Origin of the sequence: Shinella zoogloeoides, assembly GCF_003574625.1 — a bacterium.
Taxonomy (GTDB): domain Bacteria; phylum Pseudomonadota; class Alphaproteobacteria; order Rhizobiales; family Rhizobiaceae; genus Shinella; species Shinella zoogloeoides_A.
Genome location: NZ_QNUJ01000009.1, coordinates 1 through 12,653, shown reverse-complemented (window position 1 = coordinate 12,653; position 12,653 = coordinate 1). Strand labels below are relative to the sequence as shown.

General features: G+C 65.5%; 14 protein-coding genes and 1 riboswitch. Of the genes, 7 read left to right on the top strand and 7 right to left on the bottom strand.

Going from position 1 to position 12,653, the window contains the following annotated elements:
* Window positions 1-64: 64 nt before the first annotated feature.
* The 4 genes from DSD28_RS17905 to DSD28_RS17890 all read right to left on the bottom strand — a co-directional run bounded on the left by DSD28_RS17905 (window position 65) and on the right by DSD28_RS17890 (window position 4,257).
* Complete coding sequence (locus DSD28_RS17905; RefSeq protein ID WP_119257793.1) at window positions 65-517, bottom strand: GNAT family N-acetyltransferase; 453 nt, start codon at window positions 515-517, stop codon at window positions 65-67.
* 3 nt (window positions 518-520) lie between these two features.
* Window positions 521-1,444 (bottom strand): homoserine O-acetyltransferase MetA, encoded by a 924-nt coding sequence (gene metA, locus DSD28_RS17900; RefSeq protein ID WP_119257792.1) that lies wholly within the window; start codon window positions 1,442-1,444, stop codon window positions 521-523.
* A 59-nt stretch (window positions 1,445-1,503) separates the two neighbouring features.
* A riboswitch (SAM riboswitch) is annotated at window positions 1,504-1,581 on the bottom strand.
* Between the two features lie 180 nt (window positions 1,582-1,761).
* Window positions 1,762-3,588 carry an ABC-F family ATP-binding cassette domain-containing protein gene (locus DSD28_RS17895; RefSeq protein ID WP_119257791.1) on the bottom strand — a complete coding sequence of 609 codons (1,827 nt, stop codon included), beginning with the start codon at window positions 3,586-3,588 and terminating at the stop codon, window positions 1,762-1,764.
* A gap of 3 nt (window positions 3,589-3,591) precedes the next feature.
* The gene (locus tag DSD28_RS17890; protein ID WP_119258002.1) at window positions 3,592-4,257 is read right to left on the bottom strand and encodes a thiamine diphosphokinase; all 666 of its coding nucleotides are present in this window, start codon (window positions 4,255-4,257) and stop codon (window positions 3,592-3,594) included.
* On the opposite strand from DSD28_RS17890, the gene DSD28_RS25970 reads away from it, so the two are divergent.
* From DSD28_RS25970 to ispG, 4 genes are all read left to right on the top strand, one after another.
* Complete coding sequence (locus DSD28_RS25970; RefSeq protein ID WP_162911448.1) at window positions 4,256-4,462, top strand: hypothetical protein; 207 nt, start codon at window positions 4,256-4,258, stop codon at window positions 4,460-4,462. The two genes, DSD28_RS17890 and DSD28_RS25970, sit on opposite strands and share 2 nt — an antisense overlap.
* A gap of 12 nt (window positions 4,463-4,474) precedes the next feature.
* Window positions 4,475-5,245 carry a DeoR/GlpR family DNA-binding transcription regulator gene (locus tag DSD28_RS17885; RefSeq protein ID WP_119257790.1) on the top strand — a complete coding sequence of 257 codons (771 nt, stop codon included), beginning with the start codon at window positions 4,475-4,477 and terminating at the stop codon, window positions 5,243-5,245.
* 27 nt (window positions 5,246-5,272) lie between these two features.
* Window positions 5,273-6,466 carry an MFS transporter gene (locus tag DSD28_RS17880; protein ID WP_119257789.1) on the top strand — a complete coding sequence of 398 codons (1,194 nt, stop codon included), beginning with the start codon at window positions 5,273-5,275 and terminating at the stop codon, window positions 6,464-6,466.
* A gap of 92 nt (window positions 6,467-6,558) precedes the next feature.
* Window positions 6,559-7,812: a flavodoxin-dependent (E)-4-hydroxy-3-methylbut-2-enyl-diphosphate synthase gene (gene ispG, locus DSD28_RS17875; RefSeq protein ID WP_119257788.1), complete on the top strand. Its 1,254-nt coding sequence runs from the start codon at window positions 6,559-6,561 to the stop codon at window positions 7,810-7,812.
* Here the strand turns inward: ispG and DSD28_RS17870 are convergent, their stop codons facing one another.
* From DSD28_RS17870 to DSD28_RS17860, 3 genes are all read right to left on the bottom strand, one after another.
* Entirely contained in the window at window positions 7,813-8,457 is a 645-nt protein-coding gene (locus tag DSD28_RS17870; RefSeq protein ID WP_119257787.1) for a LysE family translocator, read from the bottom strand.
* 125 nt (window positions 8,458-8,582) lie between these two features.
* Window positions 8,583-9,638 carry a histidinol-phosphate transaminase gene (hisC, locus tag DSD28_RS17865; protein WP_119257786.1) on the bottom strand — a complete coding sequence of 352 codons (1,056 nt, stop codon included), beginning with the start codon at window positions 9,636-9,638 and terminating at the stop codon, window positions 8,583-8,585.
* Window positions 9,639-9,642: 4 nt separating this feature from the next.
* Window positions 9,643-10,560: a polyprenyl synthetase family protein gene (locus tag DSD28_RS17860; RefSeq protein ID WP_119257785.1), complete on the bottom strand. Its 918-nt coding sequence runs from the start codon at window positions 10,558-10,560 to the stop codon at window positions 9,643-9,645.
* A gap of 100 nt (window positions 10,561-10,660) precedes the next feature.
* On the opposite strand from DSD28_RS17860, the gene mtgA reads away from it, so the two are divergent.
* The 3 genes from mtgA (at window position 10,661) to rpmF (ending at window position 12,491) form a co-directional block, all read left to right on the top strand.
* Window positions 10,661-11,443, top strand: a complete 783-nt coding sequence (gene mtgA, locus DSD28_RS17855; protein WP_413251102.1) for a monofunctional biosynthetic peptidoglycan transglycosylase — start codon at window positions 10,661-10,663, stop codon at window positions 11,441-11,443.
* Window positions 11,444-11,512: 69 nt separating this feature from the next.
* A complete protein-coding gene (locus tag DSD28_RS17850) occupies window positions 11,513-12,160 on the top strand; it encodes a glutathione S-transferase family protein (protein WP_119257783.1) in 648 nt (215 codons plus the stop codon).
* Window positions 12,161-12,305: 145 nt separating this feature from the next.
* Window positions 12,306-12,491, top strand: a complete 186-nt coding sequence (gene rpmF, locus DSD28_RS17845; RefSeq protein WP_119257782.1) for a 50S ribosomal protein L32 — start codon at window positions 12,306-12,308, stop codon at window positions 12,489-12,491.
* Window positions 12,492-12,653: the final 162 nt, after the last annotated feature.

The window sequence follows — 12,653 nt, the reverse complement described above, 5'->3', positions numbered from 1 at the left end:
TGGCGGCAACGTGCCGTTATTTGCCGCCACCCGCAATCAAAAAGTCATACTTTTTGATACTGCCTCAGAAATTCTTCTGGTAGACGATGAAGGGCGTCTTGTCGGCGATGCGGTCGTAGAGCTTGCGGGCGGTGGCGTTGAAGTCCTGCGTCATCCAGTAGACCTCGGGCGCGCCCGCTTCCTCCGCCTTGGCATAGACGCCTTCGATCAGCGCCCGGCCGATGCCGCTGCCGCGCACCTCGGGATCGGCGAAGAGATCCTGCAGGTAGCAGATGCTGTTGATGGTCCAGCAGGAGCGGTGGAAGAGGTAATGCGCAAGGCCCACCGGCTTGCCGTCGAGCGTCGCCAGAAGACCGCGATACTCGCCCTCCGCCGCCTCGCGCGTCAACCGGGCGAAGGTGCTGGCGAAGATCTCCTCGGGCAGCACCGTCTCGTAGAAGGCGAGATAGGCGGTCCACAGGCGGCGCCATTCGCCTTCATCATCCTTGTGCAGAGGGCGAACGACGACACGGCTCATGGGTCAGGCTCCCGTTCCGATTTTCTCGAGGTCGTAGGGCGTGGTCTGGTAGATCTCGTTGATCCAATTGCCGAAGAGCAGATGCGCATGGCCCCGCCAGCGGTTCTGCGGCGGCAGGGATGGATCGTTGTGCGGGAAATAGTTCTTCGGCAGCTTGATCGGCACGCCGGCCGAGACATCGCGGAAATATTCATCGGCGAGCGAGGTCGAATCGTATTCGACATGGTTGAAGATATAGAGCCGGTTGCCGGCCTTCTCCTGGATGAGGCAGACGCCCGTCTCGTCGGAATCGAGCAGGATGTCGAGTTCCGCCACGCTTCGGATGTCCTCGATGCGGATCTCCGTCCAGCGCGAGACCGGAACCTCGAAATTGTCCGAGAAGCCGTTGAGATAGACCGAGGAGGGCTTTCGGTTGTGGTGCCGGTAGACGCCGAAGGCCTTTTCCTCCAGCGTGTGCTTGGGCACGCCGTGGAAATGGTAGATCGCCGCCATGGCGCCCCAGCAGACGTTCAGCGTCGAATGGACGTTGGTCTCGGTCCAGTCGAGGATCTGCTTCATCTCGTCCCAATAGGTGACGTCCTCGTAGTCGAGGGTTTCCACCGGCGCGCCGGTGATGATGAAGCCGTCGAACTTGCGGTGCTTCACCTCCTCCCACGTATCGTAGAAGGCGAGCAGGTGCTCTTCCGAGGTGTTCTTGGCGCGGTGGCCGCCGACGCGAATGAGAGACAATTCGACCTGCAGCGGCGAGGCGCCGACGAGGCGCGCCATCTGCACTTCCGTCTTGATCTTGTTCGGCATGAGGTTGAGCAGCCCGATCTGCAGCGGGCGGATATCCTGCCGGATCGCCATCGTTTCGGTCATCACCCGCACGCCCTCGTTGACGAGGGTCTGGAAGGCGGGGAGCGTATCGGGAATCTTGATGGGCATGTTTCAACTCGATCCAAAACAAAACCGGCCGCAACGATGTCGCAACCGGTCCACGTAAGGCTCTTCCTCGCGCGGCCCTTTAGCGACTTGTTTAACGTGGCTGCAAGCCGGCCGGCCAAATCACCACGGGAATATTGATAACGCCACTGCGGGCGCGAATCAATCCGGCGGTTTCCAGTCTACCGGAGGCCGGCCGGGCGGGGAAAATCGGCGGCGCTTTTTCGTCTTCTGAAGAGACGTCGTGGTCCGTGGCGTGGGTGGTCGGGTCAAGCCCGACCATGACGGAGGAGAGGTTGGCGGATGAGCGCGCGGATGCCTCAGCCTTCCAGCTCTTCCCGCAGCATTTCCAGCTCCAGCCATTCCTCTTCCATCTTCGTCAGGCTGTCGCGCAGCTTCTCCATCTCGGCGGCGAGCTTGTTGAAGGTGGTGGGGTCCTTGTTGAAGAGGTTCGGGTCGGCCATCTTCGCCTCGCGAGCGGCGATTTCCTTTTCGGCCTTCTCCATTTCCTTCGGCAGGTTTTCGAGCGCGAATTTCTGCTTGTAGGAGAGCTTTGCCTTGCCCTTGCCGTCCGCGGAGGCAGCGGAGGGCGTGTCGGCGGCCTTGGCCTTCTCGGCCTTTTCTGCCTTGCGCTTCTCCTCGATCGCGCCGCGGCGCTGGGCCATCATGTCGGTATAGCCGCCGGCATATTCGATCCAGCGTCCATCCGGGCTCTCCGGATCGGCCGGCGCGATGGTGGAGGTGACGGTGCGGTCGAGGAAGTCGCGGTCGTGGCTGACGAGCAGTACCGTGCCGGCAAAGCCAGCAACGATCTCCTGAAGGAGGTCCAGCGTCTCGATGTCGAGGTCGTTGGTCGGTTCGTCGAGGATGAGCAGGTTCGTCGGGCGCGAGAGGATGCGCGCCAGCATCAGCCGGGCGCGCTCACCGCCCGAAAGGTTGCGGATCGGCGTGCGGGACTGTTCCGGCTGGAAGAGGAATTCCTTCATGTAGCCGGTGACATGGCGCTGCTCGCCATTGACCAGCAGCGTCTCGCCGCGCCCGTCGGTGAGGTAGTGGGCGAGCGTGTCGTCGAGGTTGAGGTCCTCGCGGCGCTGGTCGAGCGTGGCGATCTCCAGGTTCGTGCCGAGCTTCACCGTGCCGCTGTCGGGTTCGAGCTGGCCGGTCAGCATCTTCAGCAGTGTCGTCTTGCCGGCGCCGTTCGGGCCGACGAGGCCGATGCAGTCGCCGCGATGCACGCGGATCGAGAAGGGGGCGACGATGGTGCGCTCGCCATAGGCCTTCGTGATCTTTTCCGCCTCGATGACCAGCTTGCCGGATTCCTGCGCGTCGGAGGCGCTGGCCTGTACCGAGCCCTGCGGGCCCTTGTGGCCGCGATAGCGGGCGCGCAGATCGTGCAGCGCGCCGAGGCGGCGCATGTTGCGCTTGCGGCGGGCCGTCACGCCGTAGCGCAGCCAGTGTTCCTCGCGCTCGATGGCCTTGCCGAGCTTGTGCTGCTCCAGTTCCTCGGCCTCCAGCACCTCGTCGCGCCAGGCTTCGAAATGGCCGAAGCCGCGATTGAGCCGGCGCGATTGGCCGCGATCGAGCCAGACGGTGGCGTTGGAGACCTTTTCGAGGAAGCGGCGGTCGTGCGAGATGACGACGAGGGCCGAGCGGGTCGATTGCAGCTCGCCTTCCAGCCATTCGATGGTGGGCAGGTCGAGATGGTTGGTCGGCTCGTCGAGGAGCAGGATATCCGGCTCCGGCGCCATGACGCGGGCGAGCGCCGCCCGGCGCGCCTCGCCGCCGGAGAGCGACTTCGGATCCTCGCTGCCGGAAAGGCCGAGATGTTCGAGCAGGTAGGTGACGCGGTACGGGTCGTCGCTCGGGCCGAGGCCCGCCTCGGCATAGGCGGCGACCGTGTCGTAGCCGTCGAAATCCGGGGCCTGGTGCAGGTAGCGGATCGTCGCGGAAGGATGGCGGAAGACCTCGCCGGACTGCGCCTCTGCGAGGCCGGCGGCGATCTTCATCAGCGTCGACTTGCCCGAGCCGTTGCGGCCGACGAGTGAGATACGGTCGCCGGGCTCCACCTGCAGGCTCGCGCCGGCAAGGAGCGGCGTGCCGCCGAAGCTGAGGAAGATGTCGTCGAGTTTGAGGATCGGCGGTGCCAAGGGTCAGGCTCCTGAAAGGTCATAGGGCCGGGCGATGAGGATCGCGCGGCCGGAGGCGAGCGAAAGGCGGATCGGGCCTTCCGCGACATTGGAAATGGTGCGGGACGCGCCGAAGGGCAACGTGAAATCGCTGAGCGGGTAACGCACATTGCCGAGCGAAAGGCCGGCGAGCGGAGAAAGGCCGAGCACGGAAAAGAGGCTGCCCTTCGGCAGGTCGATCTCGCGGCTGCCCGGCAGCAGCGGCCAGGCTTCCTCCTCGCCGGAGGTGAGCTTGATGGAAAAGCCCTCCTCTTCCAGCGAGACGGCGTGGATGAGGTGCATCAGCGCATGGTCGCTGCGCTCGCCGCCGAGCGCGCCGGCCAGCACGATGTTCTTCGCGCCCCGCTCCGCCGCGACGGAGACGGCGAGCGCGCCGTCGGTCTCGTTCTTGGCGGCGGGCCAGGGCTGGCGCTCTATTGCGGACCAGGCGGCGAGGAGCTCCGGCGGCGTGGAATCGAAATCGCCGACCCAGATTTCGGGCGTGAGGCCGAGCGCTGTGGCGTGCCGCATGCCGCCATCCGCCGCCACGGCCCGGGCCCCCGCGACATCCGCACGAAGACGCGGCGTCACGGTGAGCGCGCCGCCGAGAAGGACGACGAAAGTCTGGTCTGTGGGGGCCGGCTTGATCATGGCTGATGCCCTTAGCGCATGTTTTGGCGAAAGGGAAAGAATTTGCAGGCGGGCGGCCGCCGGCGCGACGATCCACACGATGAACATTCTTTCTCATTATGCCATTCGAAACTTGCCGGGCCGCATCCGCCTGCAACGAAACGTGACCTGCCTGTTCATTGACGATTATGCCTATTCATGCGTATTGACGCGTAATCGTGCATGATTTGGTTTGGTGATGTCAGTACAGGATCTTCTTCTTGGCGAGCGGCAGGCGCTCATTCGCGTGCGGCTCGACCTTTCGGGGCGGGTGATCGCGGCGGAGCTGGCGCAGGAGCTGGGCGTTTCCGAGGATACGATCCGGCGGGACCTGCGCGAGATGGCGGCATCCGGGCTTTGCCAGCGGGTCTATGGCGGGGCGCTGCGGATTTCGCCGGCTTCGACCACGATGAACGAGCGCATGGCTATCGGCGGCGCGCGCAAGGCGGCGCTGGCGCGGGCGGCGGCGACGCTGGTTCCCGCGGGCGCCACGGTCTTCCTCGATGCCGGCAGCACCAACCTTGCGCTCGCCCGCGCGCTGCCCGCCGGCCAAGGACTGACGGTCGCCACCAATGCGCCGGCCATCGCCGCCGCGCTCCTGGAGCGCGATCTTACAACCATCCAGCTCGGCGGCCTGATCGACGCCCGCCTGGGTGCTGCGATCGGCGCCAAGGCGATGCGCGATGCCGAGGCGCTGCGCCCGGATATCCTCGTCCTCGGCGTCTGCGGCATCGATCCGGAGGCGGGCGTGACCGCCGGGAGCTTCGAGGAGGCGGAGTTCAAGCGTTTCCTCGCCTCGCGCAGCCGCACCGTGATGGTCGTGGCGACCAATGACAAGCTTTCCACCGCAGCCCCCTATTCGGTCGTGCCGCTTTCCCGCGTGGCTCAGGTCGTGATCGAGGCGGATGCGGACGACGAGGAGGCGGCTGCGCTGAAGGTGGCCGGCATCGAAACCCTGCGGGCCGGCTGAGTCCGGCGCAATCCCGAAAGACCTTCCATGACGACGTCCGAAACCGCCCTTGCCGGCAAATCCTTCACCGGGACCTATTTTCCGCCGACGCGGCTCGCCGTGTCGGGCCTCTTCCTGCTGAACGGCACCTTCGCCGGCGCCTGGGCGCCGAAGATTCCGGAATTCGCCGCGCGCTTCGGGCTGACGGAGGCCGGGCTCGGCCTGATGATCATGTGCTTCGGCATCGGCTCGCTGATCCTGATGCCGATCGCCGGCGTTCTGATCGCCCATTTCGGCACGACGCGCACGGTGAAGGGCGCGACGATCCTCTTCCTTACCACCATGCTGCTGCTGTCTGCCGCGCCGACGATCCCGCTCGGCGCCATCGCCGTCTTTCTCTTCGGCGGGCTGATGGGCGGGATGGATGTCGCCATGAACGGCAATGCGGTCGAAGTGGAGAAATCCATGCACCGGGCGATCATGTCGTCCTGCCACGCGTTCTGGAGCCTCGGCGCCTTCATCGGCGCGGCAACCGGCGGCTTTCTCATGGAGGCGCTCGGGGTGATGGGCCATGCCGCCCTGCTCACCGTTGCCGGGGTGGCGATGCTGGTTCTCGTCTGGCCGCGCATCCTGCACGATGCGCGCCATCCGGGCGAGGAGCGCCAGAAGGTGCGCCTGCCGCTGACGCCGCTGCCCTGGCTGATCGGCCTGATGGCGCTGTTCTGCATGGTGCCGGAAGGGGCGATCCTCGACTGGGGCGCGCTCTACGTGCGCAACGAACTCGGCGCGTCGCTGGCGCTTTCGGGCTTCGCCTTCGGCACCTTCTCGCTGACCATGGCCGTCATGCGCTTTGCCGGCGATCATGTGCGCGACCGTTTCGGCGCGGTGAAGACGCTGCGCTTCTGCACGGTCATGGCGATCCTCGGCATGGTGGTGGCCGGCACGGCGCCGAACGCCTATGTGGCGATAGCCGGATTCGCGCTCTGCGGCGTCGGCATTTCCAACATGGTGCCCATCGCCTTTTCCGCCGCCGGCAACCTGCCGGGCTATGCGCAGGGCGTGGCGCTGTCGGTCGCGACGGTCATGGGCTATTCCGGCTCGCTCTTCGCGCCTTCCTTCATCGGCTTCATCGCCGAGCATGTCGGCTTCGCGATGATCTTCACGCTCCTGCCGCTCCTCTTCATCGTCGTGCTGGCGCTCTCGCACCACGCGGTGCATGCGGACGTGCACGAGCGGCACTGAAATTGCCCTGACGGTTGACAAGCCACATTTCCTGATCCACCTGAGGGCAAAGGCCGCGCCCGCGCGGCCGCTTTCGAGCAAGAGGCTCCAAAATGTCCTTTTCCTTCGATTTTGAACCGAAGCCGCGGCGCGTGTCCGTCGGCGTCGATGTCGGCGGCGTGCTCGTCGGCGGCGGGGCGCCCGTCGTCGTCCAGTCGATGACGAACACGGACACGGCCGATGTCGATGCGACGGTGGCGCAGGTCGCGGCCCTTCACCGGGCCGGCTCCGAGATCGTGCGCATCACGGTCGACCGCGACGAGAGCGCGGCGGCGGTGCCGAAGATCCGCGAGCGACTGCTGCGTCTCGGCCTGGATGTGCCGCTCGTCGGCGACTTCCACTATATCGGCCACAAGCTGCTGGCCGATCACCCGGCCTGCGCCGAGGCGCTGGCGAAGTACCGCATCAATCCCGGCAATGTCGGTTTCAAGGACAAGAAGGACCGCCAGTTCGCCGCCATCGTCGAGACGGCGATCCGCCACGACAAGCCGGTGCGTATCGGCGTCAACTGGGGCTCGCTCGACCAGGAGCTTTTGACCCGACTGATGGACGAGAACCAGGACAGGGGTTTCCCGCTCACCGCCCAGCAGGTGATGCGCGAGGCGATCTGCCAGTCGGCGCTGCTTTCCGCCGAGCTTGCCGAGGAGATCGGCTTGTCGCGCGACCACATCATCCTGTCGGCCAAGGTGTCCAACGTGCAGGACCTCATCGCCGTCTATGCGATGCTGTCGGCACGCTCCGACCATGCGCTGCATCTCGGCCTCACGGAAGCCGGCATGGGCACCAAGGGCGTCGTCGCCTCCTCGGCCTCGCTCGGCATCCTCATGCAGCAGGGCATCGGCGATACGATCCGTATCTCGCTGACGCCGGAGCCCGGTGGCGACCGCACCCGCGAGGTGCAGGTGGCGCAGGAGTTGCTGCAGGTCATGGGCTTCCGCCAGTTCATCCCCGTCGTCGCCGCATGTCCCGGCTGCGGGCGCACGACCTCGACGGTCTTCCAGGAACTCGCGCAGAAAATCCAGGACGACATCCGCAAGAACATGCCGGTCTGGCGTGAGAAGTATCCGGGTGTCGAAGGCCTCAAGGTCGCCGTCATGGGCTGCATCGTCAACGGGCCGGGCGAGAGCAAGCATGCCGATATCGGCATCTCGCTGCCGGGCACCGGAGAACTCCCCATCGCGCCCGTCTATGTCGACGGCAAGAAGGCGATGACGCTGCGCGGTACCGATATCGCGGGCGAGTTCGAGGCGCTGGTCAACGACTATATCGAGAAGCGTTACGGGCAGGGCCAGGCGGCGGCCGAGTAGTTACAGGCGCGTCGTCAGCAGCTTGAAGCCGGCAAAGGCGAAGAAGGCGGCCATCACGCCTTCGATGCCGCGGCGTGCCTTCAGGTAGGCGCGGTGGACCGGGCCGAGCGAAAACATCAGCGCGAAGCCGAGGAAGACGCAGACCCCCATCACCATGCAGCCGGCGATGAAGGTTGCCATGACGCCGCCCGGCGCACCCGGCGGCATGCCGAGCGATGTCAGCATGATCCAGTTGAAGATCGCCTTTGGATTGGTGAGGTGGATGCCGAGGCCCTTGAGATACTGCCGCCGCGGCGAAAGCGCCGGCAGCGCCGCCATCTGCGCGCGATAGGTTTCTTCGCTCTTGCGGGCCGCGCGATAGGCATTCCAGGCAAGCCACAGCAGATAGCAACCGCCGACGATCTTCAGCACGATGATCGCTTCGCCATAGGTGCGGATGAGGGCGGAAAGGCCTGATGCCGTGAGGATCGCCCAGATATAGGAACCCGTCAGCACGCCGGAGGCCAGCGTCAGTCCGGCGCGCCGGCCCTGACTGATGGATGTCGCGATGATGGCGATGATCGCCGGGCCGGGTGAGGCGGTGGCGATGAAATAGGCCGTCCAGGCGACGGCAAGCTGGGGCAGGTAGGGTGTAAGATCGGTCATGGGCCACCGCTGAATGTCGGTGGACGATAACGGAGCGTTTCGCACGCTCCAAGCCGGAGAATTGCACCACATGTCCCCCTTCCAGCCGCCGGGCCGGAAGGGGGGCGCTGTCGCGGTTTGCGATCCTAGAGGATGTCTTCCAGCGTTGCGATCAGCCGGTCGCATTCCTCGGGCGTGCCGATGGTGATGCGCAGGAAATCCGAGATGCGGGGCTTGGCGAAGTGGCGCACCAGAACGGCGCGCTCGCGCAGGCTTTTTGCAAGCGCCTCGCCGCTGTGCCCCGGGTGGCGGGCGAAGACGAAGTTCGCCTGCGAGGGCAGCACCTCGAAGCCGCGCTGGCGCAGCGCGCCCGTCACGCGCTCGCGCGATTCGATGACCTTGCCGCGCGTTGCGTCGAACCATTCCCGGTCGTCGATGGCCGCGGTCGCGCCGGCCTGAGCGACGCGGTCGAGCGGATAGGAGTTGAAGCTGTCCTTCACGCGCTCCAGCGCATCGATCAGCGGGCGCTGGCCGATGGCGTAGCCGACGCGCAGGCCCGCCAGCGAGCGGGACTTGGAGAGCGTGTGGATGACGAGGAGGTTGTCGTATTTCTTCGTCAGCGGGATCGCGCTCTCGCCGCCGAAATCGATATAGGCCTCGTCGATCACCACCGGCTGGTCCGGATGCGCGGCGACGAGCCTCTCGATGGCGGCGAGCGGCAGGCCGATGCCCGTGGGGGCATTCGGGTTCGGCAGGATGATCGCGCCTGCGGGGCGTTCGTAGTCCGCAAGATCGATGGTGAAATCGTCCTTCAGCGCAATCTCGACCGACTCGATGCCGAAGAGGCGGCAATAGGTCGGGTAGAAGCTGTAGGTGATGTCGGGATAGAGCAGCGGTTGCTCATGCTTGAGGAGGGCGACAAAGGCGTGCGCCAGCACCTCGTCCGAACCGTTGCCGACGAAGACCTCGTCGGCTTCCACGCCGTAGAAGCGGGCGATGGACTGGCGCAGCGCCAGCGCGCCCGGATCGGGGTAAAGCTTGAGGCTGTCGGCGACGGCGGCCTGCATGGCGGCGATGGCCTTGGGCGAGGGGCCGTAGGGGTTCTCGTTGGTGTTGAGCTTGGTGAGGTTTTGGATGCGCGGCTGTTCGCCAGCGACATAGGGCTTGAGCGTGGCGACGATCGGCGACCAGAATTTGCTCATGACGTCAGTTCCTGCGATTGGCGATGAAATGGGCGGTTTCGACAAGGATTCCGGCCCGATGGCTGAATGGCGCAAGAAGCGCCTCGGCCTCCGTGACAAGTTCCTTCAGGCGATTTTCCGCCCATGCCTGGCCGCGGCGGGAAACGAGCGTGGCCTTGCCGCGCTCGGCGTCCTTGCCGGTCGCCTTGCCCATGGTCTGCGCATCGGCGGTGAGGTCGAGCAGGTCGTCGGCGATCTGGAAGGCGAGGCCCACCGTCTCGCCGTAGCGGCGCAGCGTCCGGCGATCTTCCGCGGATGCGCCGGCGATGATCGCGCCAGCCTCGCAGGCGAAGCGCAGCAGCGCACCCGTCTTCATGGCCTGCAGCGTGACGATGCCGTCCTCGTCGGGTGCCTGCTTTTCAGCCGCAAGGTCTAGCACCTGTCCGCCGGCCATGCCGCCGATGCCGGCGGCGCGGGCGAGCGCCAGCACCAGCGCCGTCTTGGTGGCGTCGGGCAGATGCGTTTCGGGCGCAGCGACGATGTCGAAGGCGAGCGTCAGAAGGCTGTCGCCGGCAAGGATGGCCAAGGCCTCGTCGAAGGCGATGTGCACGGTCGGCTGGCCGCGGCGAAGGTCGTCGTCGTCCATTGCCGGCAGGTCGTCATGGACGAGCGAGTAGCAATGGATGCATTCGAGCGCCGCGCCGATGCGCAGGGCCGCCTCGCGCTCGACATTGGGGAAGAGCGCGGCGGACTCGACGACGAGGAAGGGACGCAGCCGCTTGCCGCCGTTCAGCACGCCGTGGCGCATGGCGGCAAGCAGGCGTTCCGGCCGGGCGATCTCGCCGGCCTCAATCTCGGCCGAGAGCAGTCGTTCGAGAAGGGCTTCCACCGCCTCGGCATTGCTCTTGAGAAGGGACTGGAATTCCTGGTGACGTTCGCTCATCGCCGCTCTTTGGCATGGGCTCCCCGGCGAAGCAACGGGAATGCCGGGATGGCGGCAAAGAATCGCGGCCCGGCGCTGGTTTTTGCCGAGCCGGGACGGTATGAAGGCGCAACGCGGGATGGATGGGCGCCGGCACTTGGACATCGTACCGGAAACACGGACAGACATGGAGGTTGAAACCGGTGAGAGGGACGGCTGGATGAGCCGGCTTCGCCGGAGCAGGCGCCGACTTGTCCTCGCCGTTGTGGCCCTGATCGCGCTGCCCTATGCGCTGATCCTCCTCTATACGCTCGCCTTCGTCCACCCCGTCTCCACGCTGATGCTGCGCGACCTCGTGCTGCTGCGCGGCTACGACCGGCAATGGGTTTCCTTCGAGGATATCTCGCCCAATCTCGTGCAGGCGGTGATGATGTCGGAGGACGGGCAGTTCTGCCGCCATTCCGGCGTCGACTGGGGCGAGATGCGCGCGGTGGTGAACGAGGCGCTGGCCGGCGAGCAGACGCGCGGGGCGAGCACCATCCCCATGCAGACGGCGAAGAACCTCTTCCTGTGGAACGGCCGCTCCTTCCTGCGCAAGGCGATGGAGGTGCCGCTGGCTGTGGCGGCGGATTTCGTCTGGAGCAAGCGGCGGCTGATGGAGATCTATCTCAACATCGCCGAATGGGGGCCGGGCATATACGGCATCGAGGCGGCGGCGCAGCACCATTTCAACGTGCCGGCCGCAAAGCTCTCGCGCCGGCAGGCCTCGCTTCTCGCCGTCTCGCTGCCCAACCCCTACGAGCGCAATGCCGGCAAGCCGGGCCGCGGCCTGCAGCGGCTGGCGCGGCTGATCGAGCATCGCGCAAACCGTTCCGGCGAATACATCAAGTGCCTTTATGAGTGAGTTCAGGGCTTTTCATTGGCGCTCGCGGTCCTGGGCGCCTAGGGTCCTGCCCGCTTAAAGGAGCCTGAAATGACAGACCTCGTCCTCTATGTCGGTAACAAGAACTATTCCTCCTGGTCGTTCCGGCCCTGGATCGCCATGGCGGCGGCGGGCGTGCCGTTCACCGACCGGGTGATCCCGTTCGATTTTGCCGCCGGCAACCCGGAAATCCGCAAGGTTTCGCCGACGGGCCGGGTGCCGCTGCTGCAGCACGGCGACGTCAAGGTCTGGGAATCGCTCGCCATCATCGAATATGTCGCCGAGCTCTTTCCGGATGCCGGCATCTGGCCGCAGGACCGGGTGGCGCGCGCCGAAGCGAGGGCGATCTCGATGGAGATGCTCTCCGGCTTCCGTGCGCTGCGCAATGCCTGCCCGATGAACATCCGCCGCACGCCCGGCAGCATCGACCTTGCCGATGGCGTGACGGAAGACGTCGCCCGCATCGAGACGATCTGGAAGGACGCGCTGGCGCGCTTGGGCGGGCCGTTCCTGTTCGGCGGCTTCTCGGCGGCCGACGCGATGTATGCGCCGGTGGTCAACCGGCTGGAGATCTATCGCCTGACGCGGGACGAGACGATCCTTGCCTATATGGCGCGCATGAAGGCGCATCCGGCCTGGCAGAGGTGGCAGGCGGCGGCGCTTGCCGAGCCCTGGATCGTGCCGGAAGACGAGGTCTGACGGCGGAGTCGAAAAAATCCGCACGGGGACTGGTCAAGCAGGGTTTTGCCATGTATAAGCCGGCCCAATTTCCGAGAAAAAGGCATGTCCTGTCGCCCATCCGGTGCCGTAGGGATGTGTTTGCCCGATAAGTGGAGTTAGTCAAATGGCTGTACCGAAAAGAAAAACGACCCCGTCCAAGCGCGGTATGCGCCGTTCCGCAGACGCTCTGAAGGGTTCGACCTACGTTGAAGACAAGAACTCGGGCGAACTGCGCCGTCCGCACCACATCGACCTGAAGACCGGTATGTACCGCGGTCGCCAGGTTCTGACGCCGAAGGAAAGCGCATAATCCGCTTTTCCGGCATCAGCCGAGATCAAGGCCCGGGAAACCGGGCCTTATACATTACGAGGCCGGATCATCGGTTATGATGATCCGGCCTCGTTTGTCATTTGGGTGATCGCAACACCTTGGTGACGATGCGCAGAGCGGTTGGTCCTTCCGGGCCTGAAC

What these genes read in the sequence shown, in the direction of transcription:
- DSD28_RS17905 (WP_119257793.1), bottom strand. Translation starts at nt 517, where the DNA reads ATGAGCCGTGTCGTCGTTCGCCCTCTGCACAAGGATGATGAAGGCGAA.
- metA (WP_119257792.1), bottom strand. Translation starts at nt 1,444, where the DNA reads ATGCCCATCAAGATTCCCGATACGCTCCCCGCCTTCCAGACCCTCGTC.
- DSD28_RS25970 (WP_162911448.1), top strand. Translation starts at nt 4,256, where the DNA reads ATGGCTGATGCCCTTAGCGCATGTTTTGGCGAAAGGGAAAGAATTTGC.
- DSD28_RS17890 (WP_119258002.1), bottom strand. Translation starts at nt 4,257, where the DNA reads ATGATCAAGCCGGCCCCCACAGACCAGACTTTCGTCGTCCTTCTCGGC.
- DSD28_RS17885 (WP_119257790.1), top strand. Translation starts at nt 4,475, where the DNA reads ATGTCAGTACAGGATCTTCTTCTTGGCGAGCGGCAGGCGCTCATTCGC.
- DSD28_RS17880 (WP_119257789.1), top strand. Translation starts at nt 5,273, where the DNA reads ATGACGACGTCCGAAACCGCCCTTGCCGGCAAATCCTTCACCGGGACC.
- ispG (WP_119257788.1), top strand. Translation starts at nt 6,559, where the DNA reads ATGTCCTTTTCCTTCGATTTTGAACCGAAGCCGCGGCGCGTGTCCGTC.
- DSD28_RS17870 (WP_119257787.1), bottom strand. Translation starts at nt 8,457, where the DNA reads ATGACCGATCTTACACCCTACCTGCCCCAGCTTGCCGTCGCCTGGACG.
- hisC (WP_119257786.1), bottom strand. Translation starts at nt 9,638, where the DNA reads ATGAGCAAATTCTGGTCGCCGATCGTCGCCACGCTCAAGCCCTATGTC.
- DSD28_RS17860 (WP_119257785.1), bottom strand. Translation starts at nt 10,560, where the DNA reads ATGAGCGAACGTCACCAGGAATTCCAGTCCCTTCTCAAGAGCAATGCC.
- mtgA (WP_413251102.1), top strand. Translation starts at nt 10,661, where the DNA reads ATGAAGGCGCAACGCGGGATGGATGGGCGCCGGCACTTGGACATCGTA.
- DSD28_RS17850 (WP_119257783.1), top strand. Translation starts at nt 11,513, where the DNA reads ATGACAGACCTCGTCCTCTATGTCGGTAACAAGAACTATTCCTCCTGG.
- rpmF (WP_119257782.1), top strand. Translation starts at nt 12,306, where the DNA reads ATGGCTGTACCGAAAAGAAAAACGACCCCGTCCAAGCGCGGTATGCGC.